Raw genomic sequence first — 25,728 nt, 5'->3', positions numbered from 1 at the left:
CGATCACGTAGCCGGGCTCGGAGTGTCCCCACAGCCCTCAGTCAGGGCCAGGCATGATGAGGCATGACACACGACCGTCAGCAGTGGTGTGAGACTGCGATCCCCGGCCTGCACGTACGGACCGGCTCCGCAACCGCCGGGACGCGGTTGCTGGGCTGGCCCGGAGTCCTGCCGGTCTCTGTGATCCAGTCCGTCGGGCTGGCGACCGGCAAGGAGGAGCCGTCCCACCGGGCAGGCGTGTCGGCCACCGGCCAGAAGAAGGCGTGAGGCGAGAATGGCGCCGCCGGCACCGGTACGACACAGCGGGAGCAAGCGTGGCGCAGGGCACAGTCAAATGGTTCAACGCTGACAAAGGCTTCGGCTTCCTCGAGCAGGACAGTGGTCCCGATCTCTTCGTCCACTACTCCGAGATTCAGGCCGCTGGCTACCGCAGCCTGGAGGAGGGGCAGCGGGTCGAGTACGAGGTCACCCAGGGACCGAAGGGACCTCAGGCCACCGCCGTCAGCGTCATCTGACCCAGGTTGCGACCTCGTCCTGGTCGTTTAGTCGGAGTTGTCGACCTGCTCCCAGTGCGGCCGCTTTCGCCCATGTCCCTGGCTGGAGTGAGAGAGGAAGGGGCGGACGGGATGGGTGGCGCGGTTGAGCCGGGACCGGGGCGCGCTCAGCCGGTTGCATGTCGTCCGGGGCCGCCGAGCCCGTGCCGCGACATCAGGGCATCACTGACCCGGCGAAGGTGCTGCTCACGAGGTCGCTCACCACCGGCTGTACCACCTCCAGCACACGTTGGGAGAGCGTCGGCCCATGCCAGTCGGGTTTGCGGAGGTATGGAAGCCGGCCACCAGGTGACAGGCCTGGCTGGATCCGCCATCCGTGACCGCACGCGCCGTGGAGGTCAGTGGCCGGTCGGGGTGACGCCGAACATCAATGATGTCCTCCCTGGAATAGGTATGGGTGCAGCACGCCGGTCAGGGCAATGGTGGCGGTCGTCGGCGCCGTGCTGTGGATCCTGGGCTCGCTTGGCCACGCAGTAGCTGTAGCCGCCTGGGCCGGTGGCATAAGCACTCACTGTGGCTGGCTCTGGTCGGTGATGTGCTGAGCGGAGTCGCGGGCCTGGTCGGCGACCGTGCCGGCCTGATCGCGGGCTTCGTTCTGGGTGGCGCGGGCGGCCTGGCCCGCGGTGTCCTTCACTTCCTCGGCCGCGCTCCGTGCTGCCTCTTGGGCGCCTTCCTTCAAGTTCTGCGCGGACTGGAGTGCGGCCTGTTTTACGGGTTCGAGGGCTTCTTGCCCCTGTTCCATCAGGCCGGAGGCGGCCTGCTGTTCGCTCTTCGAGGTCGGCAACAGGGATGAGGCCAGCACCCCGGTGCCGAAGGCGATCAGACCGGCCGCCAGCGGATGCCCTTGTGTCTGTCGGATGGCCTGTTCGGGCGCCTGCCTGACCGCTTCACCGGCCTGCTGGGCCGCGTCGCGGGCGGTGCCGGTGGCCTGTCCGGCGCTTTCCTGCAGGGAACCGGCCGCTGACCGCGCGTTGCCGGCGAGGCTTTGTGCAGTGTCTGAGGCGGAGCCCATGACCCGCTCCCGCAGACCGGTGACCTTTCCGCGCACCCGGTCTCTGCGGCGGCGGACCATCTGGCGGGGGCTGGCCCGGTCGGCGAGCCGGTTGACATCGGCGGACAGGCGGTCGCGGGTGGCGTCGATGTCCGCTCTCATCTGGTCGGGTGACGTGCCCATTGGGCGTTCTCCTTCATCGTTTCGACGGTCTTTTCCGGTGTGGGGGAGACGGTGCGCATCCGGGCGCGGCCACGCGCATAGAGCACGGCTGCCACCACGGCCCATACGGCGGCGACGATCAGTGCTGCCCAGCCGCCGTCTATCACGTTGGCCAGGCCGAGGACGGCGCCCAGGGACAGAAACAGCAGGGTCATGTAGCCGGCGAACCCGGCGCCGCCGTACATGCCTGCCGCCTTGCCGGCCTTGGTCGCTTCCTGCCTGACCTCGGTCTTGGCCAGCTCGACCTCTTGACGGAAGAGGGTCTGGACGTCCGAGGTCACCTGAGACAGCAGCTCACCCACGGAATCGTTCCCACCGTAGGGGCCGCCCTGGTTCGGTTGGACCGAGGACATCTCACACCCCCGGATGCGGAGGCGCAGGCATGTCACCGGCAGCCGGACCTGTGGGCGGCATGGGCGGCGGTGTGTACGGTGCGGCCGGTGGCGACACCGGCTGCGGGGGTGTCCACTGACCTTCGCCTGGCGGTGGCGTCGGCATGACGGGCTCAACCGAGTAGTGCGGCTGCACCGACCCCGCAGACTGCTGTTGCCCGCCGTCGCCGGACTGCGCGGCCTTGCCCGCCACCTTTCCCAGTCGCCCCACAGCCAGCCCAGCCAGCAACGCCCCGCCCAGAAACAGCCCAGGACGCCGACGGGCGAAGCTTTGAACGTCGCCGACGATGCCTTCGACTCCCTGCTTGTCCACGTAGTCGGCCGCCCGATGACCGTGGTCCGCCACCTGGGTCACGACGCTGCGGGCAGGCGAGTCGCCCGGAGCCTTCTCCGCGAGCTCGGTCAGGTCGTGGGCCCACTGCCGCAAAACTCCCGCGGCCCGCCGGGTCTGTCCTTCGGCTTCGTCCAGGACACGGCTGCGCAGATCCTGGACGACTGAGCCGGCCTGCTGCCGCGCCTCGTCCGCGACCTCCTTCGCCTGCTGGACGGCCGTAGATGCCACCTGGCCCGCGGCCTGTCTGGCCTGATCGGCCGTCGCCGACGTCTCGGCCCTGGCTGTCTGCCCGGCCTGCTGCAGATTGCCGCCCCCGTCATGTACGGACTCACTCATCAGCAACTCTCCTCAGCGAGCCAGCCCCATGGCTCTCATGGGGTGCTTCATCCGAGTGACTCCTTAGAGAGCATTCACACCGATTTGCCAGAAATGTGTGAATCGGGAGGAGGGAGTCGAGCAGGCCGCGCAGAAGGCTGCGGCTGGTTGTCCCGCCTCCGCACCTGACAAACCGCAGCGACCGACTGCGCAGGCAAGCCCAGGGAGGTGCTGGGCAAGCCCGCATTGTCGGTGCGGGCGTAAGGCTGATCGTCATGAACGGCGATGAGCAGCTGAATGGACGCGTCTACGGCCACGGTCACGATGGCTTTGAGGTCGCCGCCGTACGGGATCTCCAGCGTGCTCTCGCAAGTGGCTCCGGGGTAGGGCAGCGCAGAGGCTCCTCCTCCGACACATGTAGCTCTTCCAGCACCGGCACCGTTCGCTCATACCGTTCACCCGACCGGGGCGGGGGCCTGCCGGATTGCGAAACGGGTGCACTGTCCGCTCCGGCGCACACCCCTTGCGGGCGCGCGCCCGTCGGCGAACCGCCGCCGGACACGCCTGCCCTTGCAGCGGCAATCACCGCTCGCTACCGCAGGCGGGATGCAGCGGACGCCACAACCGGGACCAGCACCGCCATCGTCCAGCCGCCGCCATGCCCCCGGTCCGCCCTGTGGAGCCTCACCCATCTCCGAGCGTCTCGGCCCGGCAACCGCTGGGAAGAGCGCGACCCGTCGGTGCTCTGAGCAGACCCCGTCATACGCGTCGTTCAGGGTTGTTGGCGCGTGTCGAGGTAGCAGAGCAGCCGACCCCGGGCTGGCCGGGCAACCGGCTGGTGCGTTCTACCGCGGTGGTCGCCCACATCAAGGCCAGCGCCGAGTGAAAGGCGACAGCGGTCTGGTTTCGATCTTTCGTCGATGTCGCCGGACAAGATGGCTGCCGAAGAGCGATGACACTGACTCGTCGGCCGGAGCCGCTTTCCGTCTGACGGGCCCCTGAGAAAAAAGTTCGGCCGCTGCGCTGGCCTCCGAGCCGCGCACCGTCACCGCCGGGCGCCGGCGCAGCGACCAGATCGCCGCTTGCCGGGCAGAGCTGGAGCACGAGTACGTCACCGCCGTCGACGATGACGCCCCCACGACGTCTCGCCCGGCAACAAGCCCAGACTCCCGCGTCCACGCACCTTGGGGAATATTTGAAACGACAAGGAAATGTGCGTTTCGATGCTGGGCACCGGCCGCCGTGACTGCCTCCCCCCCCGGTCCGGCGCGGAGGTGGCCGGCGTCGCACTGACCATCGGAGCAACCCATGAGCTTCGTGCTGAACGAAGTGGCACCCGGAGGTGCAGGCCCTGTTGTCAGCCTCCCGTTCGCCGCGTGACGCCAGGCGCGCCGTCGCCCGCACCGAGCCCGACCACCTGAGTTCGTCCCGTACGGGCGAACGACGGGAGTCCGATGACAGGCTCGACGAATGGGCCTACCTACGTCCCCACAGCAACACGAACGCACCGACGCCCTGGCAGACTTCCTCACACCTACAACCACCACCGCTGCCACGCCGCACTCGCAGGCCAACCACCGATCAGCCGTGTGAACAACGCTGCAGGTCAATACACTTAGCGCAGGATGACGCCGAAGACCAGGCGGAAGAACGCCTCGACCGGGGCGGCGGACTTGTCGGCCCGAGCCGCGATGAGCGCGCCTTCCCATGCGCTCAGGATGAAGAGGGCGGTGTCCGCCACGTCGAGGTCGCCGGCGATGTCGCCGGCTTCTTGGGCCTCGGTGAGCACGCCCTGGAGGTGCTCGGCCCAGCGGCCGAATCCGCGCTGGACGGCCGAGCGGATCTCCTCGTTGTGGTCCGCCATCTCCGCGCCGAAGTTGCCGGCCAGGCAGCCGCGGACGAAGCCGTTTTCAAGAGTGTCCCTGCCGAGGTACTCGAAGTGCGCCCGCAGCCGCTCTAGCGGAGGCTGTCCCGGCGTGGTGAGCATGTCGAGCCGCAAGCCGGCGGCGTACCGGTTGAGCGCCTCCAGGGCGCTCTCCTCCTTGCTGGAGAAGTGGTTGTAGAACGACCCCTTGGGCGCTCCGGCCGCGGTGGTGATGTCGTTGATGCCCGTGGCGTTGAAGCCCCTCGCCTGGAACTGCCGCAGGGCGGCCTGCGCGATCTCCTCGCGCTTGGACGCACGTCCCATCTCGATCACCTCACGTTCAATATGGGCGGTCGCCTCACCGGAGTCAAACTGCGGGGCGGACCGGTCCCCAGGTGCGCAGCACGCAGGACCCCTAGCCAAACCTCGGCTAGACTCAGTTTTAAGTAGACCGGTCATTTTTTTTGAGCGGTGCCTTGTTCTGGCCGCCTTGGCCGACACCACACACTCAGGAGCAGCATGTCCACGTACCGCGCCTTCGAGGCGACCGGTGTCCACAACCTCCGGCTGGTCGAGCGTGAACTGGTCGACCCCCAGCCCGGACACGTCCGACTGCGGGTTGAGGCCTGCGGTATCTGCCACACCGACGTACTGGCCATCGAGGGCCTGCGCGCGGACCCCTCGCAGCCCGTCGTCCCGGGGCACGAGGTCGTCGGTGTCATCGACGCCGTCGGCGCCGGTGTCACCGCCTGGCAGCGCGGCGACCGCGTCGGTGTCGGCTTCCTGAACGGGCACTGTGGGGAGTGCGAGCCCTGCCGTCGCGGTGACTTCGTCAACTGCCTGAACCAGCCGCAGACCGGAACGACCACCGACGGCGGTTACGCGGAGGTGGTCTACGCCCGGGCCAGCGGACTCGTGCGCGTTCCCGACGGTCTCTCCGCCGTCGACGCGGCGCCGCTGCTGTGCGCCGGCCTGACCACCTTCACCGCGCTGCAGCAGGGGCGCGCCCGGGCCGGTTCCCTGGTGGCCGTGCAGGGCATCGGAGGGCTCGGCCACCTGGCCCTGCAGTACGCGCGCAGTCTCGGCCACCGGGTCGCGGCGGTGGCGCGGGGTGAGGAGAAGGAGGCGCTCGCCCGGAAGCTGGGCGCCGACGAGTACATCGACAGCACCGCCGTCGACCCGGGCGAGGCCTTGCGCGACCTCGGCGGCGCCTCGATCATCGTCGCGACCGCAACCAGCGGTGCGTCCATGAACCCGCTGGTGCGTGGCCTGGCCCCGAACGGCACGCTGGTCGTCGTCGGCGCGGCACCCGACCCGCTGACGGTCTCGACCCCCGACCTGATCTTCGGCACCCGCGCCATCGTCGGCAGCCTGACCGGTTCCTCCATCGAGAACGAGGACAACCTCGCCTTCAGCCTGGCCCACGGCATCCGGCCCAGCGTCGAGGTCGTGCCCTTCGACCGGGCCATGGAGGGATACGAGCGGATGCTCTCGGGCAAGGCCCGGTTCCGCGTCGTACTGGACACCGCGGCCTGAGCCGGCCCACCGCCCGCGAAGGGTGCACACACACCCGCGTACCCCGGCGACCGTCACGCGTCCGCGCCGGGCACCCTCAGCTCGCGGCACGACCCCTGGCTGCGGCTACAGGCGGACCGGGTCGAGGAGCTGGGGGCCGTTGTTGCGGACGTTGTTGACGGCCGTGGAGACAGGGCGAGCGTCGAGTTGCCCGTCGGCGGGCTGGCCGAGCAGAGCCCGCAGCTCGTCCGGGTCCTGATGCGTGGGGTCGAGCCAGGCCTCGTAGTGGTCCTCGGTGAGGGCGAGGGGCATGCGCGGGTGCACGCGGCCGGCTGCGTCGGTGGCCTCGGTGGTGATGATGGTGCACGTCGTCAGCCAGGCGGCCGGGTCATCGTCTTCGGCGACGGCCGGATCGCGCCAGTACTCGTACAGCCCGGCCAGCGCCATCACCTGGCCGTCCGTGGGGTGGATGAAGTACGGCTGCTTGCGCACCTTGCCGGTGGCCGGGTCCTTACCCGGCTGCCACTCGTAGAAGCCGTCCGCCGGGAGCAGGCAGCGCCGCTTCAGGAATGCGCGGCGGAAGGCCGGTTTCTCGTGCACGGTCTCCACCCGGGCGTTGATCATCCGTGCGCCGGTCTTCGCCGTCGCCCAGGACGGCACCAGGCCCCAGCGCAGCGCCCGCAGCTCCCTCACCGGCGCCGCGGCACCGCCCTCGTCGCGCGTGGCGCGTTCCAGCACGGCCCACACCTCGTCGGTCGGCGTGATGTTCCAGCTCGGCGTGAGCGCCTCCGTCGTGGGCCACTGGGCGGCATGGAACAGCTGCGCCAGGTCCTGCGGGCTCCGGGTGGCAACGTATCGACCGCACATGCGACCACTCTCTCACCGCCGCGCCGGCCGCTCGGCGAGGCGCCCGGGCGGTCGAGCTCCCGTTGGGTCCGACAGGCCCATGGGCTCGTAAGCCTGCTGGTGTCATCGACTCCAGGGACCAGTGCGCTCCTCGTTGACCGGCACTCGGGCGGCGTTTTCGCCGCCCGGCGGATACAGTCGCTCCTGCCTCGGGTGTGTCAGGACCGCGGGGTTGAGGGCGGCCCCTTCCGTGCGCCCTGGTACGGGGCCGCCCCGCCGGATGGTGCGCGCGGACGGGTTACTGGCCGGGGTGGACGGCCTGGACGCCGGTGCCCGCGTACGTCTTCGGCGTCAACGTGAGAAGATACCGGCCGCTCGGATGGGTGGGGGAGGGGCGGGCGGCGTGGATGGCGTGGACGGTGGCCCAGGAGTGGCCGAAGCGGAGCAGTTCGGTGGCGGTGACCGCGGCGTCGGTGTCGAACGCCTCGATCCGGATGAACCGCAAGCCCTTGATGTAGCTGAGCAGGCCCGGACGCTCGCTGTCGCCGGCCGTGAGCGACAGGACCGGCGCGTACAGGTCGCCGAGGCCGCCGGAGGCCTGGACGTAGAACGCGGCGACCGCCTCGTTGAACGGGTCCTTCGGGTCGTACAGCGCTCCGGCGGTCGTGTGGTCCAAAACGACCGCGATCGCCCCCACTACGCGGCTGCCTGCGGATTGTGCTGCGTGGCGCCCAGGCGCTCCAGCAGGGTGCGGGCCTTCGCCTCGGCCTCCTCGCTCGGCGCGCTGCCGAGCGCGGAGGCGAGCTCGGCGCGGGCCAGCTCGGCCCGCTCGGCGTACTCGGCCTTCGTCGGGGTGCCCTGCGCGAGGTCCTCTACCAGGGCCCGAATGGTCGTACCGTGCTCGGCCGCCAGCTGGGCCAGCCGGTCCCGCGCCGCCGCGCTCACCTTGATGCTCGTCTCGTCCGCTGCCATACCCCCCACTCTACTGCTGCTCCTCTACCGCGGGTAGAGGAAACGTGTCCGGTCAGCAGCGGTTGGTACGCGACACGTGCTCGGTTGGTACGCGCGATGTGCTGAGGAGTGACCCGCGCGGCGGTCCGGCATCCTCCGGTGCGCCGCGTCCGGACCCGGGTGACTCCGCATCAGCAGCGGACCCTCCCTCGATCACCTGCGCGGCGGCGTCGTGCTCGCTGCGGCCCAAGCCGGCGTTCGGTGCCAGTGGTGCGGGGCAAGCGTTTGCAGCGTCTGGGTGCGGATCATCCGCAGTCGGCGCACCGGATCCGGTCGGTGCGGTACCCGTCGCCGGGAGCGTGCGGCGGGTCAGCCGGGGCGCCCACCGGTCCAGGTCGTCGAACAGTCGCTCGGGAGGAAGGTAGGCGAAGTAGTGTGGGGCCCGGCCTCAACTCCCCGGGCCCCGCGGGGCCAGGCGTGGCGCCTGGCGCATCGGCATGGCCACCTTACGGCCCCCTTGCCGGGACCGTTGATGGTGGTCCCGTGCGGCGCCCTGTGCTGTGCATGATGTCGACCAGCCCCTTGGCGCGCAGTACGCGCAGCGCCCCTTGAGCGGTGTCCCGGCGATGGCGTGATGCTTCTTGAGGCTGTGCACGACGGCGTCGTGGGCGGTGTCCCCGGTGAGGTGGTCGGCATCGCCGAGCCGACAGCTGTCGACGCTCCGCGGACCAGGCCGTGAGTCGCCGTGCTCATGAGCTGCTGCCCCCGGCTCCCACTTGTTTCCTGAGTTTGGACGGTTGCCGTCAGCAGTCATACCGTCAATGGCAGTGCGGATGACTCATGGGACTTCGACACTCGCATGATCACCGAGACCGTGCCTGCACTGCGCTTGTCCCCTTCCCGAACCGGGACGTCCATCCCGAGGCCGGACCAGCACGATGTTCCGGACGAATCGCGATCATGCAACGGTCCCTGGGCGCGGGACCGGCAGCTCGCCGGGCTACACGTCGACTCTCTCGATGTCGGTGGCTCCGGCCTTCTCCAGTTCGTCCCGCCGCCGGCCGGCGCAGACCTCGTCGTAGGCGACGGCGGAGGCGCGCGGGGTGCCGTCAGCATCGGTCCAGGTGAAGCTGTAGCTGCGCATGGTGATCGTCATACCGGCATCATCGCTGGTGGCACTGACAGCAGCCCTCGGCGTGTGTGTGGGACGCCAGCTCACGACCTGGCAGGCCCTCGCGCCCGGCCAGCAACAGCTGATGACCGCCCTCGGCCTCACCCCCGACACCAATCCCCTCGGCCCCGCCCGCCGCCCCCGTCGCACCTTCGACCGTCCAGCTCCTCGAACTCTTCCTCCACCGCGAAGGCAGCGCCCCCACCGCCCGCGAGACCATCCGCGTTGACGGCGACATCGTCAACCTCGGCGCCGGGCTCGCCAAAGCCCGCACCAAACACCGCATCGGCCAGCTCCCTGGCGACCACGCCCGCTTGGTCGCCGCGCTTTTCGACGGCGACTGGACCACCGAGAACACCGCCCCCGTCGTCCTGGCCTGAACGCCCCGCCTCAAGCTGGGGGTTTCCGGGCCGTTATGCTGCGCCAGTCCGGCGCACCGGCCGCTGAAGGGAAACCGTCCCACCGTGTTTTCGCAAACTCCCGTCTACGACCGCCTCGTCGCCGAACGCGGCGACATCCCTGTCCAGGTCCGCGGCGAAGCCGACCGGATACACCGCGATCTGGCACAGGTACTGCGCCAGACGTCCACCCCACAGCTGAACGCCCCGCAGAGCGTCTTCGAGCCGAAGCAGCCTCCCAGCGCCCTGTAAGAACTCAGGGTACCGGCGGCGTCGGAACGTATCCCGGACGCTGAGTCGGCGGCCTGGGGGCGGCTGGCGAGCCTCAGGGCAGCAGACGGAAGATGGTGCTGCGCGAGACGTGCGTCGTGTCGTTGACCTCGGTCTGATTCAGGCCGGCGCCGTTGACTGCCCAGGTGATCAGGGGGTCGCGCAGGTCGCGGAGCTGCGCCCATGCTGTCAGCAGGTCGCGGGCTACGGTCTGGGCCATGTGGCATCACGCATCCCGGCCCGGGAAGGGACCGGCCGGATCTCTTTCGCTCATCCGGGGCCGGTCCGCGTGAACCCGGCCCGGCCCGCTCTCTGCGCTGGTGTACTGGCCTTCAACCAGCAACACGCCGGCGGAGGGGCGGGGCAGTGGCGCAGGGCGTGAAGCGTGCGGAGGTAGGGGAGGACTTCGACTGGGTGGTCTGGCGGCTGGAGGTCCAAGACCCGCAGAGGCTCGCAGGCGAGGACGCGGACCTGGATGAGCGCACCCAGGAGACGATGACGCAGCTCGCCGCCTCGCTCGGCTGTGTTTACGAGCACTGCGTCGACTACGACTCCTACGACAGCGGAACGCCCTGCTACGCGTGGTGGGTCCGCCTGCCCGCAGCCGAGCACGCCCGATGTGGCACAGACGGTCTGCCGTTGGTCCTCGGTCCGATCCGTGAGTACCTGGACGGCCAGCTGCCGCAGGGCCTCACCTGGGAGGTCACACCGGATAGGGAGCTGACGGTCGACCACGCCGCCAGCGCGGCCCTGCGCGAGGCGTACGCCGACGTGATCATGCCGTTCGAGCAGGCGCTGATGCCGCTGCGCGCAGACGGCGCCGCCGGCCTCGATCCGCGGGCCGAGGTCTGGAAGTGGGAGGAGCAGCTGCTGGTCGGGACGTTCGACCTGTGGCTGTGCAACGACCCGGACCGCCCCCATGCCTGGCTGGTCGTCAGTGTCGGACTGTGGACCGAGCCGCAGCTGTTCGAGGAAGAGCCCGCCGCCCAGCTCGGTCACTTCGACTTCACCCGCACCAGCCACTGCTGTTCCTGCCGCGCCCGCCGGGGCCTGCAACCTTCACGGCCCGGGTGACCGGCGGCGCCTTCCCCGGCAAGAGATCCTCGCGCGCCAAGGCAGCCGACGCGGTCGGCGTGGCCCACCAGTGGACCGCGAACGACCCGGCCGTCCTGGCCGCACGCGTCCGTCGTGATCTCACTACGCTGCTGCCTCACCTGCCTACTGCGCGCTGAAGGAGCACCTGGTGCCGTCGTACGCGAAGGACCCGCGCTGCACCGCCATGGCCGAGGCCCTCATTCCCCTGCTGCGCCGGGCCTGCCCGGAGGGCGCCGGCGGGTACGGCGGCTATTACCAGGTGAACCTCGGTGATGAGGAGGCTGTGGGACTGGGCGGGTGGAGCTGATCCGGGCCGCGATGCGCAAGGCGGCCAAACAGCTCGGCTGGAAGGTCACCACCCTCGGGTGGACCGGCACCCGCCACGGCACCATGGTCGCCGTCCAGGACACGCGTGAGGTGCCTGGCGAGTTCCGGGCTGTGGTCGATGTGGCGATGAACGACACGTTGCGCGCGGCGCTGCACAAGGTGTGGGGCGAACCGGGCCCGGCACCCGTGCAGCGCGGCTCGGTGCCGCTGATGACGCAGGAGTTCCGCGCGGCCGTCGCCCAGGACGGCACCTGACCCGCCCGGCCCAGCAAGGCCGGCCGGACGCGAGGGGTACATGGGTACCGCATGGCGGGTGAGCGGGTGCACTGGCCGGCCGTGGTGGAGCGGGGCCGGCAGATCGTGGAGAGCTACGAGATCGGCGTCGACCCGGGCCGGTGCCGCGCCCGATACCCCGAACCAGCCGGGCGCTGACGGCACGGGCTGCTCGCGAACCCAGCATGCGCGGCCGCCGGAGACCTCGCCCGTTCGAGGGAACCGGCGGCTCGTGGCTTCGGCCGGTGTAACTACGCCGGTTAGCATCCTGCCCGGCTAGCGCGTACTGCCGATCACCGCGCGCTTCCGGAGCCACGCCGCTGGACGCGGAGGTCAAGGTCCTGCGGGGCCCGCTCCCTACCGTTCTGCGTTCCGTCGTGTCCACGGCAGTCGTACGAGCCGGTCGACCTCGGCGAGCACCTTCAGCCGCTCCTGCGCCAGATGGCGGTCGGTGACATCGATCGTGGCGTCGGCGATACCGAGGATTCGGCCCTCGTCGTCCTGCAGGCGGAACACGTTGGCCGAGTAGACATGATCGTGGTCGGGATCTCCCGGGGGGCGCATGTACTTCTCTACGCCGATCACCGGTTCCCCCGTGGTGAGCACCTGCTCCATGACGCGCTCCACCGTCTCCGCGGGGAAACCCGGCCACGCCTCTGTCGGGCGTTTGCCGACGGCTTCGTCGACCGAGGAGCCCTGCATGCCTTCGCCCGCAGGGTTGAACCGGATGAGCCGCAGGCGAGGATCGAGGAGGAACAGACCCACGGGAGAGACGGTGAAGAGGTTTCGAGGAGGGCTTGGTCGAGTGCGGCCGCCGCGCCTCCCTGTTCCTCGGGGATGAGCGTCACCGTCCACGCCGCCTCCACCTCAGTCCGATGCTCGGGACGGATGGTCAGCTGGCACGGCAGGAGCGTACCGTCCTGGCATCGCAGTGAGATCGCCACGTTGTCGATGGCAGTCGGCGAGGGCCCGGTGGGTCCGGCACCGGTGAATAGGTCGAGTACCGGGCGCCCCAGCACGGCATGCGCCGGGTGGCCCAGCAGCTCTTCGGCTGCCGGGCTCCATCCGACGACTGTGCCCAGCTGGTCGATGACGATGTGAGCCGGGTGCTCCGCCGATAGGCCGAAGTGGGGCCCAGTTCGATTGGTGACGCGAGGTGCACCCATGGTCATCAGCTCTTGCTCGCCTCGTACTTGCTACGCACTCAGTATCCTCCTGGACCCTCCCCTCCACATTCCGGTGTCGCGCCGCCGTCGTAGTCCCGGGAAAGTGGCGGCGTGACGGGCGAACGCTTTAACGGCCAGGTGAGAGTCAGTTGGCCGGGGGTGTGCCCTGTGCGCCGGGCTGTTCCTTGGAATCTCCCGCTGGAGGAGCCGTTCCGGGACGCCGGGACGATCCTGTCGCCTCTGCAGCAGGTGTGGGCGTCTCGGTGGCGGCCCAGCCCGCCAGGAAGGTCAGGGCCTGCTCGCTCGCAGAGTTCGGCTCCGCGGTGTAGACCAGCAGGCTCTGGTCCGTGGCACTCCGCAGATCCAGCACCTGGAAGTCCAGGCTCAGCTCCCCGGCGACGGCGTGGACGAACTCCTTGCGGCCAGGGCGCTGGGCCCGAACCCTATGGTCCGACCACCACCGGCGAAAATCGGGGTCCTTCATGGAGAGTTCCCCGACGAGGCGGGCGAGTTCGGGATCGTTCGGGTAGCGGCCGGCATCCATGCGGAGGTAGGCGACACACTCCTGGGCGACTTTCTCCCAGTTCTCATACAGCCCACGCACCTCGGGGGCGAGGAAGGTGAGCCATATGTGGTTGCGCTGCTTGGCTGGCAGTTGGGAGTAGTCGGTGAAGAGGGCGGCGCTCAGACTGTTCCAGGCCAGGATGTCCATGCGGCGGCCGAGCACGAGCGCGGGCACGTTCACCATGCTGTCCAGGAGGACCCGGGTCGCTTGCGGGACCTGCTGCTTTCTGGTGGCGGCGGACTTCGTCCCGCCGGAGATCCCGGCTTCCGCCGCACACCGCAGCAGGTACTCCTCCTCGTCGGGACGCAGCCCGAGGGCCCTGGCCAGGGCCGTGAGGATGGCGGGCGATGCCGACTTCACACGTCCCTGCTCCAGCCTCACGACGTAGTCCACGCTGACGCCCGCCAGCGACGCCAGTTCCTCACGCCGCAGTCCCGGTACCCGGCGATGCCCGCTCGTGGGCAGTCCCACCTGCTCCGCGCTGACGCGGGCGCGGCACGCGCGCAGAAACTCACCGAGATCTGTCACGGCAGTCTCCTTCTTGTTCGGCCTTGGGCGAGGCCGGTCAGACGCCGGCCAGCGCGTCGTCGTGGTCGGTGGACAGGGCCAGCTCCCGCCAGGTGTCCGTCTCCTCGCGAAGCTGAGCGATCTTACGATCCATGGCCGCCGCGCAGTCGCTGCCGAGCTGGGCTCGCAGCGGCGGGTTGGCGGCGTCGGCGAGAGTCAGGATGGCCGCGGCCCCCTTGACAGGGTCACCGGGCTGGGCGCGGTTGAGCCCGGGGACGGCCTCACGCACAGCACCGGCGGTTCCGGCATAGTCGGAGATGACCTGGCCCTCCGTGTGCAGGCTGGTGGCGTCGAGGAAGTCGGTGCGGAAGTATCCCGGCTCCACGATCGTGACCTCGATCCCCAGCGGGGCCAGTTCGGCGCGCATGGCCTCGGAGAGGCCCTCGACGGCGAACTTGGTGGAGCAGTAGACGCCGAAGCCCGCTGCGCTCTCGAAGCCTCCAATCGAGCTCAGGTTGAGAATGCGGCCCGACCTCTGCCAACGCATGACCGGCAGTACGGCGCGGGTGACATTCGCCAGACCGAAGACGTTGGTGTCGTAGACCGAGCGGAACGCGGCGTCGGACGTCTCCTCCACCGAGCCAAGCACGCCCCGCCCGGCGTTGTTCACCAGGATGTCGATCGTCGCGAACCTCTCCACGGCTGCCTCCACGGCCTTGTGGGCCTGCGCCTCGTCTGTGACGTCCAGAGCGACAGCGAGCAGGTTGTCCCCATACTGGGCGAGCGCGTCCCGTACCTGTTCGGGCTTGCGCGCGGTCGCTACGACCTTGTCGCCCCGTTCCAGTGCCTGACGAGCGATCTCCAGGCCGAAGCCGCGAGACGCACCAGTGATGAACCAAGTGGCCATGCCACTACCTCTCATTCGTGTGATGTCGAAAAATCAGTTGGATGTAGCGAATTCAGTAGGCACTGCGGTCAAGCGGCACTTGCCGCGCTTGACGGTCGGCAGTGCCCCTTCCCCGCCCGGGACGAGCATCCGCCCCGGCGGACAGCGATGAGACCCGCGATCACGGCGAGCAGTCCCGCCAGCAGGCTGAACCACGAGAAGGCGGCAGCGAGACCGAAGCGGGGGACAGCGGCGCCCAGGGCGACCACCGGCACACTCACCGCCAGATAGGCCAAGGCGAAAAACCCCGGCAGGAGCTGGGAGTGGCCCCCGGTGATCACCGCCGCCGTCACGGTGCTCGAGGAGCCCATGAAGGAAAGGCCGAAGCCCGCGCCGGTGACCGCGGCACCGCAGAAGAACAGGACAGCGTGAGCGGTGTCGAAGCACCCCGAGCCCTGCTGTCAGCAGCGCGCACCCCGTCACCGAGGCCGCCCGGTCGTCAAGCCTTCGCAGCAGCATCGGAGCGATGCCGCCGCAACCCTGTACCACAAGGATAACCAGCGACGACAGCGCCCTGTTGCTGGTGTGCAGCAGGCTCGCGACCAGGTCGACCCCCAGTGCCAGATACATGCCCACGACCGCCCAGCCGGCTGTCACCAGAGGGCCCACCAGGAGCAGAACCCTCCGTGACTCCGCACCCATCCGCAGCACCCGGGGGCGCCAGGGCCTCAGCCGTGCTGGCACGATCTGCCAGGCGGGAATGGCCCGCACCAGGACGAGCCCACCGACGGACAGGACGGCCAGCACGACGAACGGGGTGACCAGCGGCGCGGGAGCGAACTGAACGGCGAGGCCAGAGAGCACCGCGCCCAGTGCTATGCCCGTCGAGGTCGCCGCGCTGTTGGCCGCCGCCGCGACCTGGTGGCTGCGGTCCCGGTGAAGGTCCCCCAGCGCCGAGCCCGCGCTGCTGGTGAGCAGACCGACCGCGATGCCCTGGACCAGACGGGCCAGGCACAGTGCCCAGGCCCCTGTGGCCAGCAGGAACACAAGGATGCTGACGACGAGGGTGGCCAGAGCCACCACCATTGTCCGTTGTCCCCAGGTGGTCGGCCATGCCGCCGGCGAGAAGGAGGGCCAGGATCGCGCCGACGGCATAGCAGGCGTAGACCACCGTCGAGGTCGTCGTGCCGAAGTGCCACTGCTGCTGGTAGAGCCCGTACAGCGGAGACGGCGCGCTGCTGGCGGCCATGACCACGAAGACGACCGCGACCACGGTTCGGAAGTGCCAGGGACGGTGCCGCCTGCCATGGCGGGCGGTGGGGTGCTGGCGTCCCCGGGTCTTGAGGGTGGTCGACCTGTCGGCGTTCATGATCCTGCCATCTCCGAGGGAAGCTCCGGCGTCGGCCGTCAGCGGCCGAGGACGACCTTGGTCTCCAGGTACTCCTGCATCCCCTCGGGGCCCCATTCGCGGCCGTTGCCCGACTCCTTGTAACCACCCCAGGGGGCCGTCCAGTCGAACTCCGCGTCGTTGATGATCACGTAGCCCGCCTCGATGCGGGACGCGACCTCCGCGGCCTTCGCGAGATCCCTGCCGGTGACGTAACCGGCGAGGCCGTACCGTGTGTCGTTGGCGATCTCGACAGCCTCGTCCACCGTGTCGTAGGTGATGATCGACATCACCGGGCCGAAGATCTCCTCCTGCGCGATGACCATGTCGTTGGTAACCCCGGTGAACACCGTCGGCTTGACGAAGTGTCCGCTCTCCAGGCCCTCGGGCTTGCCCAGGCCTCCGGTGACCAGCCGGGCCCCCTCGTCCATACCGGTCTGGATGTAGCCCTGAACGGTCTGCCACTGTTCGCCGGAGATCAGCGGGCCCATGTCGGTGTCCTCCGCGCGCGGGTCGCCGATCCTCAGCGCCTCCACCCGCGGGAGCAGCACCGACAGGAACTCCTCCAGCCGCTCGCGCGGCACCAGGGTCCGGCTCGGCGCACTGCAGATCTGGCCGGTGTTGCCCATCAGCCAGGTGAGCACCGTGTCCACGGCGACGTCCAGGTCCGCGTCCGGCATGATCACCTGCGGCGACTTGCCGCCGAGTTCGGTGGCCACGCGCTTGGCGCTCTCGGCCGCCGCGGCGTTCACCTGGAGCGCGGCTTCACCCGAGCCGGTGAAGGACACGACGGCGACGTCGGGGTGCGAGGCAAGAGCGTTTCCGATCACCGAGCCGCGGCCGGTGACAAGATTGAAGACACCGGCGGGCACCCCCGCGGCATCCAGGATCTCGGCCAGGACGACAGCCGAGTACGAGGCCAGCTGGGCCGGCTTGAGGACGACGGTGCAGCCGGCCGCCAGCGCCGAGGCGGTCTTGCCGGCCGGCTGGAGGGCGGGGAAGTTCCACGGAGTGATCAGCCCCGCAACACCGATGGCCTCCTTGCGGATGTGGGTGCTGCCACGGTCCTCGGTGAACGCGAACGTCTTGAGCACCTGCGCGGCGGCCCGGAACTGGATCAATCCGGCGGCGACATGCATCGCACGGGACAACGGCAGCGGGCAGCCCAGCTCGGCGGTGACGGCCCGGGCCATGTCCTCGCTCCGCCGTTCGTACTCGTCGGCGATCCGCTCCAGCAGGTCGATACGCTCCTCGCGGGTGGTCCGGGAGAACGAGGGGAACGCCCGGGTGGCCGCAGCGACCGCGAGCTCGACGTCGGCCCCGCCGCCGAGCGCCACTTGGCCCGAAACCTCGCCGGTGGCAGGGTTCGTCAGATCGGTGACTCCGCCATCGAGGGGCTCGCGCCAGACGCCGTCGATGTACAGCTTGGTGCAGTCACGCATGTCGTCTCCGTCATATTCGTGGTTCGTCACACGGTCGGTGACCGGCGCCTCTCATGTCTGAAGGCGCCTTGTGACATCCATCGTCATGGCGGAGACCTCTGGCATACAGGGAGGCCTTTTCCTGGGCATCGGTCCCTGGGAAAGCCAGTACCAGGCACGCCGAAAGGCTGACGGCTCCGCGACAACGAGCCATCACGGGCAGCCAGGGCGGGCGGCGTCTTATGCGGACCGTCGCCGCCTGCCCGGGCTGCCGTCGCTACTCGGCTGCCCTGCGATCCTCTTCGAGCTGGCGGATCTCCTCGACCGTACGCACGGGTACCGTGTCCTCTGCGGCGCCGAGCTGACGCGAGACGAGCGCCGCCGCCCGGGACATGGCCGCCACCACGGTGGGCAGACGATCTCCGGACAGGCGGCCCAGGGGAGCGGACACGTGAACCGCGGCACTGACGGTGCCGGCGGCGTCGACGATCGGAGTGGCGAGTCCCAGGATCCCCTCGACGCTCTCGCCGTCGCTGACGCTGTAGGAACGAGCCCTGATGTCGCGGAACTCCTCACGCAGGCGTGCTTTGTCGACGAGAGTACGTGGCGTGAACCGGGTCAGCTGGGCAGCGTCCAGAACCCGCTGCTCCAGTTCGGGGTTGTAAGCAGCCATGAGCTTGCCGACACTCGTCCCGTGCAAGGGACGTTGTCCGCCCAGCTTGACCACGACCGACAGTGTCTGCCCCGCCTCGTGACGGTCGGCGTACACCACCTCGGTACCGCTGCGCACGGCAAGGTACGTGTTCTCGTTGATCTCTTCGCACAAGTCTGCGAGGTAAGGCCGGCTCACGTGCCGCAGGTCGACACTGTCGACGATCGACAGGGCCAGGAGCACCGCCCGAGGCCCCAGCGCGTATGTGCGCTGCCCCAGTACCTCGACGACGTCCAGCTCGACCAACGTCTGCAGCAGATCATGCGCGCTGCTCATGGGTAGCCCCAGGTCGTCGCTCAGGCGCTTGAGAGGACTGCCCTCCTGGTGCTCGGCCAGGTAACCCAGGACGGCCAGTGCCCGATCAATGCGGGCCGGATTCATGGACGACTCCTCTTGGCCGGATGACATCCGGTGTCACGCACGCGCGACCAGCAGAAACAGTCACACCGTAATGCACCCCTGACCGGGACCGTCGCCTGCGGTGCGCCAGCCGCTACCGCCGACTCGGCGGGGCGGTCATGCGCGACCGCTCCGGCTGTCTGCACCGCAGGCCTGAAGACAGACCAGGCTTCCGGGCCGTCGCTGCTTCACGGCGAAGGGCTTGCGGGGTATGCACGCCCTATGCACGCCCTAGGTGTAGACCCGCGCGAGCAACCCTGCGGGTCTACACCTGGAGCCGGCCGAGTTGGATGCGCTCGAGCCTGTGGCTTCGCAGGATCAGGTGTGCGCGGTGGACAGTGAGAGTTGGCGCCATCGCGCCAGTTCGCCGGCCACGAGTTCCAGCTTGGCCTCGACCCGTGCGACGCAGTCAGCTCCGAGTTGGATGCGTGTGGGCGGCTCGGGGCTGTCGGCCACTTCGATCATCGCGGTGGCTGCCTTGACGGGGTCACCGAGTTGGGCGTGGTTGTTCTGTTGGGCCCATGCCCTGGTGCCGCCCGCTGTCGTGGCGTAGTCGTCGATGGTCCGTTTCGTGTGGTGCAGTGAGCTGTTGTCGAGGAAGTCGGTGCGGAAGACGCCGGGTTCCACGACGGTGACCGCGATGCCGAGCGGCACGAGTTCGGCCCGCATGGCCTCGCTCAGGCCCTCCACGGCGAACTTCGTGGCTCCGTAGACACCCCAGCCCGCGTTTGCGGTGAAGCCGCCTACGGAGCTGATGTTGAGGACGCGGCCAGAGCGGCGTCGGCGCATGACGGGAAGGACGGCTCGTGTGACAGACATGAGGCCGAAGACGTTGGTGTCGAACACGGCCCGGGCCTCACTGTCGGAGGCCTCTTCGACTGCTCCAAGGAGGCCCCGGCCGGCGTTGTTGACCAGGATGTCGATCCGGCCGAACCGGGCGATGGCGGCATCGGCGGCCTGTTGCGCCTGCTGTTCGTCCGTGACCTCAAGGGGGAGTGCCAGCAGTCGGTCGCCGGCGTCCGGGAGTGCCTTGTGCACGGTCTGGGGGTCGCGAGCGGTGGCCGCGACGGAGTCTCCCCGTTCAAGGGCCTGGCGTGCGATCTCCAGTCCGAAGCCACGGGATGCTCCCGTGATGAACCACACCTTCATTGAGGGCCTCCAGATGAGCCGGGCGGTGGGTGGTGATGTCAGCTTTCGCATGGGCGGACGGTCGAGGTGGAGGGCGCTGAGGACGACCCCTGTCAGACTTCGGCCGTCTCCGGTTCCCCTGAGGACGGCTCCTCGAGGCTCCCCACGCGCGGCGCGGCGGAGTACTCGACGGGGCGTTGCGGAGTCCTGTTCAGCAGCAGGCGGGTGACGTCGGAGCGGGAGTAGTGGCCGACTGGATCGGCGGCGGCCTTGGCAACGGCGATGTCGGCGAGGTCGATGTCGGCATACAGGATGCCCTCGGTGTCCTCCGGCAGCGGCTCGGCCATCGGGCGGCCGTCAGGGCCGTAGATCCGGGCGAAACCGCCGCCGCGCTGGAGTAGTTGCCGCTTGACGGGGTCGTCGCCGCAGAAGAGGTCGAGGGCCGCGTCGCCGATGATCGAGCACGGGGCGAGGACGAAGACCTGGCCCTCGACGGCGTAGATCTGGGAGGCGGCCGTGTTGACCTCGGGGCCGAGCGCGTAGGCGGCGCCCTTGTAGACGGAGAAGCTCGGCCAGGCGGCCACGTGGACCTGCTCGTGCTGGCTGAACATGGCGTACTTGGTCAGCGGTTGCAGGTGTTCCCAGCAGCACAGCGCGCCGACCCGGCCGAGTGCGGTGTCGTGGACGGCGAGGTCGGAGCCGTCGCCCTCGCCGAAGGCGGTGCGTTCCACGTGGGTCGGCTTCAACTTGCGGCGGGCGTCCACGAGTTCGCCGTCCGCGGAGATGATGGCCTGACTCATGTAGAGGCTGCCGCCGCTGCGCTCGCTGAAGCCGAGGGCCACCGCGATCGAGTTGTCGCGGGCCGCATCCAGGAGGCGGTGGAAGCGGGGGCCGTCCAGGGTGAGGGAGTTGGCGTGGTAGCGGCCGAAGTGGGCGAAGCCCCCGGCGGGTGAGTCCAGCCACAGCCACCAGGGATAGCCCGGGACGAAGGTCTCGGGGAAGGTGATGAGTTCCGCTCCGGCCCGGGCGGCTTCCTCGATCAGGGCGATGCTCTTGTCGATCGTCGCGTCGGCGTCCAGCCATACCGGCTCCGCCTGGATGACGGCGGCCTTGAAGGAGCCCGTGTAGTCGACCATGGTTGTCTCCTCTGTTCCGCTGTCGTCCGCTCAGGCGGTGACGGCGCTGCGGGGGTGCGTGGTGAGTGGCAGAAAGCCTGTGCGAGGGTGGCAGTTGACGTACTCGGTGGTGACGGAGCCGCTGGGCAGGACCGACACCTCGTGCCAGAACGCGACGTCGAGGGATCCTTCGCCGCCGCCGATCATCTGGAAGAAGCGGGCGTAGATCTCGAGGTGCGTGCGGTGCGACCGGCACCAGGTCATGAGGTGGTCGAGCGAGGCGAACCAGGCCACGGTGCTGGCCCGGGCGAGCGGTGCGCCGTCGGTCGACTCCTCGGCGATGTTGCGGGCGGCGATGCACCCGGATTCCGGATGGGTGGCGAGAAAATCGACCCCGCGGTCCTTGACCGGCTTGACGTCGGCCAGGTACTTCTCGCGATAGAGGGTGCCGGCGGACCAGTCCTGCGCGGTGCGAATCAGGGCGACGTTCCCGGGCACCTCGACGGTGACGCGCCGGCTCAGGGTCTCCGCCTCCCCCGCGGCCTGCGGCTCGAAGACCGGCAGGGCCGACTCCAGTGCCTCGGTGGCCGAGGCCGCGATACGGTCCCGGCCGGCGCCCCAGTAGCGTGCACCGGCGTCTCGGGCAGTTCGACCGCCTCGTGCTGGGACAGTCCGCTGGTCGCGTAGTCCTCGCGGCGATGGGTGTGCAGGGTCTCGCTGCGCTCGGCCGGGACGACGCAGACCTCCCGTCAGTGGCCGACCGGGCCCTCGGCGGGCAGTTGCGCCCAGGCGGTGCGCACGAGTCCGGACCGCTGCCATCGGTCGTGGCCCTGCGGGTCGAACCAGTAGGCGAGCCATACGACGTTGTGCGCTCCGGCGGTGTCGACGAACGACCCGCGATCCAGTACGTCAGGCCCGTCCGGACCGGCGAACCAGGCCGCGAGTGCGGCGGGGCCGTGTGCGGCCTGCTCGGCCGACATCGACTGACAGGCGTACTGGGCGAACACGATCGATTCCATGCCCGCGGGCAGACGTGAGCTGTACGCGGGGAAGCGCGGGGTGTGTCTGGGCGGTCCGGTTCTGGGTAATGGCTCCTCCGGCAGTCAGCGGGATTCCGGGTGGAGAGGCTGAGGCTAGGGCTCGGTACACGGCCGTAATTGACTGCGAGCGCCCGGGGAATTGACCCGCCGCGACGCGGCGGCCGGTGCGCCGTGGCCGGGCCGGTACCCCGGAGGCCGGATACACACATGTGACACTCCGCGGGCGGCTGCCCGGCTACAGTGTTGTGCGGTGCTGCGACAGAGGAGGCGTTGTGGCCGTCGTCCTCTCCACGGATTCCGTACCGCCCCGCGACCGGCTGGCCTACTGGCACGACGCCGTGTGGCGCACCTTCGTGCCGCTGGACGTGACCGTGCCGGAGGATGTGCCCTTCTCAGGTGCCGTCGTCACGGAGCGGCTCGGGTACCTGCAGATTTCCACGGTCGACGCTGACCGGGAGCTGGTCCGGCGCAGCAGGAGCCTGATCGCTCACCGGACGAGTACATGCTGGTTGGACTGCAGACCCGGGGCACGGGGATCGTCGTCCAGGACGAGCGCAGTGCCCTCCTGAGCCCGGGCGAGTTCGCTCTGTACGACACGACCCGCCCCTACACGCTCCACTTCCCCGACCGGTTCGAGACGGTGGTCTTCCAACTGCCCCGGAGGGCGCTCGGGCTGCCCGAGCGCGACCTGCGGCTCGTCACCGGGGTGACGATCGGGGCCGATCAGGACCTGGCCACGATGGTCGTGACCTTCCTGTCCGGGCTGAGAACCCAGGTCGGCACGTACGGCTCCGAGGTCGGCGAGATGCTCGCCCGCAATGTGGCCGGCCTGCTTACCACCGTCCTCGCCGAACGGCTCGGCCGGGAATCTGCCGGCACGGACGCCGCCCGGCAGACACTGCTCCTGCGCATCCGGACCTTCATCGACTCCCGTCTTGCGGATCCGGCCCTGTCGGCCGAGGCGATCGCCGCCGCCCACCACATCTCCGTGCGCCATCTGCAACGTCTCTTCCAGGCGCAGGACATGACGGTGGGCGGATGGATCCGGCACCGGCGTCTGGAGGAGTGCCGCCGTGAACTCGTTCGCCCACGCCGTACCAGGCCGGCCGTGGCCGCGATCGCGCACCGGTGGGGCTTCCTCAGTGCGGCCCACTTCAGCCGGGCGTTCCGAGCCGCCTACGGAATGTCCCCCCGGGAATAGCAGGCCCTCGCCTACGGGCCCCCCGCTCCTTCACCGGACGCGTCCGCTCCTGACTGAACCGCTCGGGCACGCCTCCATCGGGCAGGCAGGCCTTGCTGCTGTGACTCGAACGCCGGGGCCCTCGCTGCGGCGAATCCGCCACCGACGAGGCGTGGCGGCGCTGGGCCGTCGGTCCGCGACGCGGGCGAATAGCCGGCATCGTCACCCGCGCCATCGAGGACGGTTTCCTGCCCGAGGACACGGATTCGCCGCTCCTGGCCGTCCTGCTGGTCGGCGCGCGCCTACACCCGGGCCCTGCCGCTGGGAGACAAGTGGGAGGCGACGGTGGTCGACACCATCCTGGACGGCGCCGGCGGGAACCGCTGAGCCAAGGAGAAACACCGTGGCCGTCCGATTGGGGTGGAACGTCGCCGCTTGCCCCGCGTGGTTGCCGGTCATCTGTCGATGGCCACTGCCCATGCAGCCGGGCCAGCTGGGCATATGGAACGTTCCCTAGGATGGCGTCATGGCATCCACTACCAGGCGACCATCCAACGCGAAGGACCGAAGGGTAATCCTTGAGGCGCGCATTCTTTCCGTCATCGAGGGTTGCTCAAGGATGGTGCGACGTACACCGAACTGAGCGTGGAGCAAATCGCCCAAGCTGCAGGAATCTCGCGCTCCACCTTCTATCTGTACTTCCGCGACAAAGTCGATGTCCTGCTCCGTCTGAGTTCAAGTCTCAAAACTGAGAGCCAAGCCATCGCGGCTGCCTGGCGGCCGACGGGAGCCGGGGGAGGTGTGGATGGCCTGGCCCGCACCTATGAGGGGATCCTCCAGCACTACCGCAAGCACGCGTTCCTACTCACGGCGATCCATGAGGTGGCTGCCTATGATCCTTTGGTGCGCGAGGCGTGGAGTGCCTATCAGAGTCACTTCGTCGACAACCTGATCACCCTTCTCAAGGAAGAGCAGGAGGCTGGTGGCACGCCCGCGGATGTCGATCCGGAGCTCGCTGCGACGATCATGGTCAGGGGAGGCGGTCAGGTCATTGCGAAGCAAGTCGCGTCCAGCGACGGCGCTGACGACATCGACGTAGCCAGGGAACTTGCCCTTGGCTACTGGTACGGCATCTATCGACGCCCGGCGGTGGAGCGGCGCCACCACGACTGACGCAGGGGTGGTGTGCTGCTGACCATGCGGCAAGGTTTCTGACACGGTCGGGCAGCCCGCCACTTGATCTCGGAGTCATGCTGGAAGCCCGCTGATCAGTCGGCGGCGGCCTCTTGTTCCCTGATGCTTTCCAGCACTGCCTCGGACAAGGCCGCCAGTGCGTCGAGTTGGCGCGGACTGACCGCGTCGAGGAACGTACGGCGAACGTCGATCACGTGCAGTGGGGCCGCTTTGTCGATCGCGTCGCGTCCTTCCGGCGTGAGAGCGACAACAGCGCCACGGGAGTCCTCGGCGCAGGGACGCCGCTCGATCAGGCCGCGCGAGATCATCCGTGAAATGTGATGAGTCAGGCGGGTCTTCTCCCATCGCAGACGCTCTCGTAGTTCGAAGATCCGTAGCGATCCGTCCGAGTCGTGCGTCAGAGCGCTGAGAACTGCGAAGTCTGAAAGGGAAAGACCGGAATCCCGAAGAAGCTGCCGATTCATGTGACGGTGCAGATCCTCCTGCATTGCGAGGAAGCTGTACCAGGCACGTCGCTCGCGCTCGTTCAGCTCCTCAGGATCCGTCATGAGTCGATCTTACCTTCGGGTATAGAGGTGGCAACTACGGAGCCCTGCCGCCCGCGGCGACGCACCCTTCTCAGGACATGGCACCGGGCTGTCCCGGACGTCATACGTCCGGGACAGCCCGGTGAGCCGGTCAGGCGGCGAGGCCGGCCTTCAGGGCAGCCGCGATCTGGACCACCCGCTCCGCCTGGTGGCGTGCGGCGTTGCGGGTCTGCTCGCCGACGGGGTTGTTGCCCTGTGCGTCGATGTGGGAGGTGCCGTAGGGGTTGCCGTCGACGAACTTGACCGGGTCGGTGTAGCCCGGGGAGGCGATCAGACCGCCGAAGTGGTGGATCGAGTTGTACAGAGCGAGGAGGGTCGACTCCTGGCCGCCGTGGGCGGTGGCACTGGTGACGAAGCCGCTGTAGACCTTGTTCGACAGCTTGCCCTGCGCCCACAGGCCGCCGAGCGTGTCGATGAACTGCTTGAGCTGCGAGGAGATGTTGCCGAAACGGGTCGGGGAGCCGAAGATCACGGCGTCCGCCCACTCGACATCGGCGGGGGTGGCCACCGGGATGCCGGCGCTGGCGGCGGCGTGGGCGGCCCAGGCGGCGTTGGAGGCGATGGCGGCCTCGGGAGCGAGCTCGGCGGCCTTGAGCATGCGGACCTCGGCACCTGCCTTCTGCGCGGCCTCGGCGATTTCCTTGGCGATCTCAGCGGAGAAGCCGGTGGAGGAGTAGTAGACGACCGCGAGCTTGACGGGGGTGGGCACAGTTGTACTCCGTCTTGAGAAGGGTGAGTGGTGAGAGGGCTGTGACAGCCCCCGGGGGTGATGCATCACCCATGATGCGTCACCCATGTGAAAAAGGCAACGGTGCGCTGTCCGAAGCTGCACACATGCGCGTCTCAGGTCGTCGCCCTCAGGGTGCTTGCTCCAGTGCAGTGGTCACCTCACATGTGCGGCGCCACCCCCCTCATGAAGGGTG

The 25,728-nt window shown here is 69.0% G+C and carries 32 protein-coding genes and 2 pseudogenes; 11 read left to right on the top strand and 23 right to left on the bottom strand.

Annotated elements, in window-relative coordinates; genetic code table 11:
* Positions 1-63: 63 nt before the first annotated feature.
* Both AB0L21_RS26665 and AB0L21_RS26660 read left to right on the top strand, forming a co-directional pair.
* Positions 64-267: a hypothetical protein gene (locus tag AB0L21_RS26665; protein ID WP_365705001.1), complete on the top strand. Its 204-nt coding sequence runs from the start codon at positions 64-66 to the stop codon at positions 265-267.
* A 47-nt stretch (positions 268-314) separates the two neighbouring features.
* Positions 315-515 carry a cold-shock protein gene (locus AB0L21_RS26660; RefSeq protein ID WP_365786880.1) on the top strand — a complete coding sequence of 67 codons (201 nt, stop codon included), beginning with the start codon at positions 315-317 and terminating at the stop codon, positions 513-515.
* 547 nt (positions 516-1,062) lie between these two features.
* On the opposite strand, the gene AB0L21_RS26655 is transcribed toward AB0L21_RS26660, so the two are convergent.
* The 4 genes from AB0L21_RS26655 to AB0L21_RS26640 all read right to left on the bottom strand — a co-directional run bounded on the left by AB0L21_RS26655 (position 1,063) and on the right by AB0L21_RS26640 (position 3,675).
* Positions 1,063-1,728 carry a DUF3618 domain-containing protein gene (locus AB0L21_RS26655; protein WP_365786878.1) on the bottom strand — a complete coding sequence of 222 codons (666 nt, stop codon included), beginning with the start codon at positions 1,726-1,728 and terminating at the stop codon, positions 1,063-1,065.
* Positions 1,704-2,069 carry a phage holin family protein gene (locus AB0L21_RS26650; protein ID WP_365786876.1) on the bottom strand — a complete coding sequence of 122 codons (366 nt, stop codon included), beginning with the start codon at positions 2,067-2,069 and terminating at the stop codon, positions 1,704-1,706. The genes AB0L21_RS26655 and AB0L21_RS26650 overlap by 25 nt, the downstream gene beginning before the upstream one ends.
* 52 nt (positions 2,070-2,121) lie before the next feature.
* Positions 2,122-2,829, bottom strand: a complete 708-nt coding sequence (locus tag AB0L21_RS26645) for a hypothetical protein (RefSeq protein ID WP_365786874.1) — start codon at positions 2,827-2,829, stop codon at positions 2,122-2,124.
* A 738-nt stretch (positions 2,830-3,567) separates the two neighbouring features.
* Positions 3,568-3,675 (bottom strand): hypothetical protein, encoded by a 108-nt coding sequence (locus tag AB0L21_RS26640; protein WP_365705134.1) that lies wholly within the window; start codon positions 3,673-3,675, stop codon positions 3,568-3,570.
* A gap of 595 nt (positions 3,676-4,270) precedes the next feature.
* On the opposite strand from AB0L21_RS26640, the pseudogene AB0L21_RS26635 reads away from it, so the two are divergent.
* A pseudogene (locus AB0L21_RS26635) lies at positions 4,271-4,427 on the top strand (IS481 family transposase); the annotation flags it as partial.
* On the opposite strand, the gene AB0L21_RS26630 reads toward AB0L21_RS26635, so the two are convergent.
* On the bottom strand, positions 4,424-4,996 hold the full coding sequence (locus AB0L21_RS26630) for a TetR family transcriptional regulator C-terminal domain-containing protein (protein WP_365704990.1): 573 nt from the start codon (positions 4,994-4,996) through the stop codon (positions 4,424-4,426). The pseudogene AB0L21_RS26635 and the gene AB0L21_RS26630 sit on opposite strands and share 4 nt — an antisense overlap.
* Before the next feature lie 195 nt (positions 4,997-5,191).
* Here AB0L21_RS26630 and AB0L21_RS26625 point away from each other — a divergent pair, with 195 nt between their 5' ends.
* A complete protein-coding gene (locus tag AB0L21_RS26625) occupies positions 5,192-6,208 on the top strand; it encodes an alcohol dehydrogenase (protein ID WP_365786872.1) in 1,017 nt (338 codons plus the stop codon).
* Positions 6,209-6,313: 105 nt separating this feature from the next.
* Here AB0L21_RS26625 and AB0L21_RS26620 read toward each other — a convergent pair whose 3' ends face one another.
* The 4 genes from AB0L21_RS26620 to AB0L21_RS26605 form a co-directional block, all read right to left on the bottom strand.
* Positions 6,314-7,054 carry an SOS response-associated peptidase gene (locus tag AB0L21_RS26620; protein WP_365786870.1) on the bottom strand — a complete coding sequence of 247 codons (741 nt, stop codon included), beginning with the start codon at positions 7,052-7,054 and terminating at the stop codon, positions 6,314-6,316.
* Positions 7,055-7,331: 277 nt separating this feature from the next.
* The gene (locus AB0L21_RS26615) at positions 7,332-7,730 is read right to left on the bottom strand and encodes a hypothetical protein (protein ID WP_365786868.1); all 399 of its coding nucleotides are present in this window, start codon (positions 7,728-7,730) and stop codon (positions 7,332-7,334) included.
* Positions 7,730-8,005, bottom strand: coding sequence for a hypothetical protein (locus tag AB0L21_RS26610; protein ID WP_365786866.1), 276 nt, complete (start codon positions 8,003-8,005; stop codon positions 7,730-7,732). The genes AB0L21_RS26615 and AB0L21_RS26610 overlap by 1 nt, the downstream gene beginning before the upstream one ends.
* 979 nt (positions 8,006-8,984) lie before the next feature.
* Positions 8,985-9,140: a hypothetical protein gene (locus AB0L21_RS26605; RefSeq protein WP_365786863.1), complete on the bottom strand. Its 156-nt coding sequence runs from the start codon at positions 9,138-9,140 to the stop codon at positions 8,985-8,987.
* A gap of 479 nt (positions 9,141-9,619) precedes the next feature.
* Between AB0L21_RS26605 and AB0L21_RS26600 the strand changes: the two genes are divergently transcribed.
* A complete protein-coding gene (locus AB0L21_RS26600; RefSeq protein WP_365704977.1) occupies positions 9,620-9,805 on the top strand; it encodes a hypothetical protein in 186 nt (61 codons plus the stop codon).
* 73 nt (positions 9,806-9,878) lie between these two features.
* On the opposite strand, the gene AB0L21_RS26595 is transcribed toward AB0L21_RS26600, so the two are convergent.
* Complete coding sequence (locus AB0L21_RS26595; RefSeq protein WP_365786861.1) at positions 9,879-10,043, bottom strand: hypothetical protein; 165 nt, start codon at positions 10,041-10,043, stop codon at positions 9,879-9,881.
* Between the two features lie 158 nt (positions 10,044-10,201).
* Here AB0L21_RS26595 and AB0L21_RS26590 point away from each other — a divergent pair, with 158 nt between their 5' ends.
* The 4 genes from AB0L21_RS26590 (at position 10,202) to AB0L21_RS26575 (ending at position 11,677) form a co-directional block, all read left to right on the top strand.
* Positions 10,202-10,897: a hypothetical protein gene (locus AB0L21_RS26590; protein ID WP_365786859.1), complete on the top strand. Its 696-nt coding sequence runs from the start codon at positions 10,202-10,204 to the stop codon at positions 10,895-10,897.
* Positions 10,898-11,066: 169 nt separating this feature from the next.
* Positions 11,067-11,225 (top strand): hypothetical protein, encoded by a 159-nt coding sequence (locus AB0L21_RS26585; RefSeq protein ID WP_365786857.1) that lies wholly within the window; start codon positions 11,067-11,069, stop codon positions 11,223-11,225.
* Entirely contained in the window at positions 11,216-11,500 is a 285-nt protein-coding gene (locus tag AB0L21_RS26580; protein ID WP_365786855.1) for a hypothetical protein, read from the top strand. Before AB0L21_RS26585 ends, AB0L21_RS26580 begins: the two co-directional genes overlap by 10 nt.
* Before the next feature lie 51 nt (positions 11,501-11,551).
* Positions 11,552-11,677 (top strand): hypothetical protein, encoded by a 126-nt coding sequence (locus tag AB0L21_RS26575; RefSeq protein ID WP_365786853.1) that lies wholly within the window; start codon positions 11,552-11,554, stop codon positions 11,675-11,677.
* 198 nt (positions 11,678-11,875) lie between these two features.
* Here AB0L21_RS26575 and AB0L21_RS26570 read toward each other — a convergent pair whose 3' ends face one another.
* The 11 genes and pseudogenes from AB0L21_RS26570 to AB0L21_RS26520 all read right to left on the bottom strand — a co-directional run bounded on the left by AB0L21_RS26570 (position 11,876) and on the right by AB0L21_RS26520 (position 21,823).
* The gene (locus AB0L21_RS26570; RefSeq protein WP_365786851.1) at positions 11,876-12,373 is read right to left on the bottom strand and encodes a PAS domain-containing protein; all 498 of its coding nucleotides are present in this window, start codon (positions 12,371-12,373) and stop codon (positions 11,876-11,878) included.
* A gap of 140 nt (positions 12,374-12,513) precedes the next feature.
* Positions 12,514-12,684 (bottom strand): annotated as a pseudogene (locus AB0L21_RS26565) (PAS domain-containing protein); the annotation flags it as partial.
* Between the two features lie 145 nt (positions 12,685-12,829).
* Positions 12,830-13,777, bottom strand: coding sequence for a helix-turn-helix domain-containing protein (locus AB0L21_RS26560; protein WP_365786849.1), 948 nt, complete (start codon positions 13,775-13,777; stop codon positions 12,830-12,832).
* 37 nt (positions 13,778-13,814) lie between these two features.
* Complete coding sequence (locus tag AB0L21_RS26555; RefSeq protein WP_365786847.1) at positions 13,815-14,663, bottom strand: oxidoreductase; 849 nt, start codon at positions 14,661-14,663, stop codon at positions 13,815-13,817.
* Positions 14,664-14,696: 33 nt separating this feature from the next.
* Complete coding sequence (locus AB0L21_RS26550; RefSeq protein WP_365786845.1) at positions 14,697-15,797, bottom strand: MFS transporter; 1,101 nt, start codon at positions 15,795-15,797, stop codon at positions 14,697-14,699.
* A gap of 252 nt (positions 15,798-16,049) precedes the next feature.
* Positions 16,050-17,471: an aldehyde dehydrogenase family protein gene (locus tag AB0L21_RS26545; RefSeq protein WP_365786843.1), complete on the bottom strand. Its 1,422-nt coding sequence runs from the start codon at positions 17,469-17,471 to the stop codon at positions 16,050-16,052.
* Between the two features lie 256 nt (positions 17,472-17,727).
* Positions 17,728-18,543 (bottom strand): IclR family transcriptional regulator, encoded by an 816-nt coding sequence (locus AB0L21_RS26540; protein ID WP_365786841.1) that lies wholly within the window; start codon positions 18,541-18,543, stop codon positions 17,728-17,730.
* A 336-nt stretch (positions 18,544-18,879) separates the two neighbouring features.
* Complete coding sequence (locus AB0L21_RS26535; protein WP_365786839.1) at positions 18,880-19,710, bottom strand: oxidoreductase; 831 nt, start codon at positions 19,708-19,710, stop codon at positions 18,880-18,882.
* Between the two features lie 92 nt (positions 19,711-19,802).
* Positions 19,803-20,825: a carbon-nitrogen hydrolase family protein gene (locus AB0L21_RS26530; protein ID WP_365786837.1), complete on the bottom strand. Its 1,023-nt coding sequence runs from the start codon at positions 20,823-20,825 to the stop codon at positions 19,803-19,805.
* A gap of 30 nt (positions 20,826-20,855) precedes the next feature.
* On the bottom strand, positions 20,856-21,623 hold the full coding sequence (locus AB0L21_RS26525) for a phenylacetaldoxime dehydratase family protein (protein WP_365786835.1): 768 nt from the start codon (positions 21,621-21,623) through the stop codon (positions 20,856-20,858).
* Complete coding sequence (locus AB0L21_RS26520) at positions 21,554-21,823, bottom strand: phenylacetaldoxime dehydratase family protein (RefSeq protein WP_365786833.1); 270 nt, start codon at positions 21,821-21,823, stop codon at positions 21,554-21,556. Before AB0L21_RS26520 ends, AB0L21_RS26525 begins: the two co-directional genes overlap by 70 nt.
* 523 nt (positions 21,824-22,346) lie before the next feature.
* Between AB0L21_RS26520 and AB0L21_RS26515 the strand changes: the two genes are divergently transcribed.
* Entirely contained in the window at positions 22,347-23,045 is a 699-nt protein-coding gene (locus tag AB0L21_RS26515; RefSeq protein ID WP_365786831.1) for a helix-turn-helix domain-containing protein, read from the top strand.
* Between the two features lie 588 nt (positions 23,046-23,633).
* Positions 23,634-24,197 (top strand): TetR/AcrR family transcriptional regulator, encoded by a 564-nt coding sequence (locus AB0L21_RS26510; protein WP_365786829.1) that lies wholly within the window; start codon positions 23,634-23,636, stop codon positions 24,195-24,197.
* Positions 24,198-24,292: 95 nt separating this feature from the next.
* Here AB0L21_RS26510 and AB0L21_RS26505 read toward each other — a convergent pair whose 3' ends face one another.
* Both AB0L21_RS26505 and wrbA read right to left on the bottom strand, forming a co-directional pair.
* The gene (locus tag AB0L21_RS26505) at positions 24,293-24,766 is read right to left on the bottom strand and encodes a MarR family winged helix-turn-helix transcriptional regulator (protein ID WP_365786827.1); all 474 of its coding nucleotides are present in this window, start codon (positions 24,764-24,766) and stop codon (positions 24,293-24,295) included.
* A gap of 130 nt (positions 24,767-24,896) precedes the next feature.
* The gene (gene wrbA / locus AB0L21_RS26500; protein ID WP_365786825.1) at positions 24,897-25,514 is read right to left on the bottom strand and encodes an NAD(P)H:quinone oxidoreductase; all 618 of its coding nucleotides are present in this window, start codon (positions 25,512-25,514) and stop codon (positions 24,897-24,899) included.
* Between the last annotated feature and the right edge of the window lie 214 nt (positions 25,515-25,728).

The organism is Streptomyces sp. NPDC052721 (genome assembly GCF_040678315.1).
Lineage (GTDB): Bacteria > Actinomycetota > Actinomycetes > Streptomycetales > Streptomycetaceae > Streptomyces.
Note: the sequence above shows the minus strand (reverse complement) of the source record. Positions and strands in the feature narration are given on the sequence as shown.

Excerpts from the sequence above, each read along its gene's own strand:
- AB0L21_RS26610 (WP_365786866.1), bottom strand. The coding sequence starts at position 8,005 with ATGGCAGCGGACGAGACGAGCATCAAGGTGAGCGCGGCGGCGCGGGAC.
- AB0L21_RS26555 (WP_365786847.1), bottom strand. The coding sequence starts at position 14,663 with ATGGCCACTTGGTTCATCACTGGTGCGTCTCGCGGCTTCGGCCTGGAG.
- AB0L21_RS26520 (WP_365786833.1), bottom strand. The coding sequence starts at position 21,823 with ATGGAATCGATCGTGTTCGCCCAGTACGCCTGTCAGTCGATGTCGGCC.
- AB0L21_RS26605 (WP_365786863.1), bottom strand. The coding sequence starts at position 9,140 with ATGACGATCACCATGCGCAGCTACAGCTTCACCTGGACCGATGCTGAC.
- AB0L21_RS26665 (WP_365705001.1), top strand. The coding sequence starts at position 64 with ATGACACACGACCGTCAGCAGTGGTGTGAGACTGCGATCCCCGGCCTG.
- AB0L21_RS26525 (WP_365786835.1), bottom strand. The coding sequence starts at position 21,623 with ATGGCAGCGGTCCGGACTCGTGCGCACCGCCTGGGCGCAACTGCCCGC.
- AB0L21_RS26620 (WP_365786870.1), bottom strand. The coding sequence starts at position 7,054 with ATGTGCGGTCGATACGTTGCCACCCGGAGCCCGCAGGACCTGGCGCAG.
- AB0L21_RS26625 (WP_365786872.1), top strand. The coding sequence starts at position 5,192 with ATGTCCACGTACCGCGCCTTCGAGGCGACCGGTGTCCACAACCTCCGG.
- AB0L21_RS26630 (WP_365704990.1), bottom strand. The coding sequence starts at position 4,996 with ATGGGACGTGCGTCCAAGCGCGAGGAGATCGCGCAGGCCGCCCTGCGG.
- AB0L21_RS26595 (WP_365786861.1), bottom strand. The coding sequence starts at position 10,043 with ATGGCCCAGACCGTAGCCCGCGACCTGCTGACAGCATGGGCGCAGCTC.
- AB0L21_RS26535 (WP_365786839.1), bottom strand. The coding sequence starts at position 19,710 with ATGAAGGTGTGGTTCATCACGGGAGCATCCCGTGGCTTCGGACTGGAG.
- AB0L21_RS26550 (WP_365786845.1), bottom strand. The coding sequence starts at position 15,797 with ATGCCGTCGGCGCGATCCTGGCCCTCCTTCTCGCCGGCGGCATGGCCG.
- AB0L21_RS26575 (WP_365786853.1), top strand. The coding sequence starts at position 11,552 with ATGGCGGGTGAGCGGGTGCACTGGCCGGCCGTGGTGGAGCGGGGCCGG.
- AB0L21_RS26545 (WP_365786843.1), bottom strand. The coding sequence starts at position 17,471 with ATGCGTGACTGCACCAAGCTGTACATCGACGGCGTCTGGCGCGAGCCC.
- AB0L21_RS26655 (WP_365786878.1), bottom strand. The coding sequence starts at position 1,728 with ATGGGCACGTCACCCGACCAGATGAGAGCGGACATCGACGCCACCCGC.
- AB0L21_RS26515 (WP_365786831.1), top strand. The coding sequence starts at position 22,347 with ATGCTGGTTGGACTGCAGACCCGGGGCACGGGGATCGTCGTCCAGGAC.
- AB0L21_RS26530 (WP_365786837.1), bottom strand. The coding sequence starts at position 20,825 with ATGGTCGACTACACGGGCTCCTTCAAGGCCGCCGTCATCCAGGCGGAG.
- AB0L21_RS26645 (WP_365786874.1), bottom strand. The coding sequence starts at position 2,829 with ATGAGTGAGTCCGTACATGACGGGGGCGGCAATCTGCAGCAGGCCGGG.
- AB0L21_RS26540 (WP_365786841.1), bottom strand. The coding sequence starts at position 18,543 with ATGAATCCGGCCCGCATTGATCGGGCACTGGCCGTCCTGGGTTACCTG.
- AB0L21_RS26505 (WP_365786827.1), bottom strand. The coding sequence starts at position 24,766 with ATGACGGATCCTGAGGAGCTGAACGAGCGCGAGCGACGTGCCTGGTAC.
- AB0L21_RS26640 (WP_365705134.1), bottom strand. The coding sequence starts at position 3,675 with ATGTGGGCGACCACCGCGGTAGAACGCACCAGCCGGTTGCCCGGCCAG.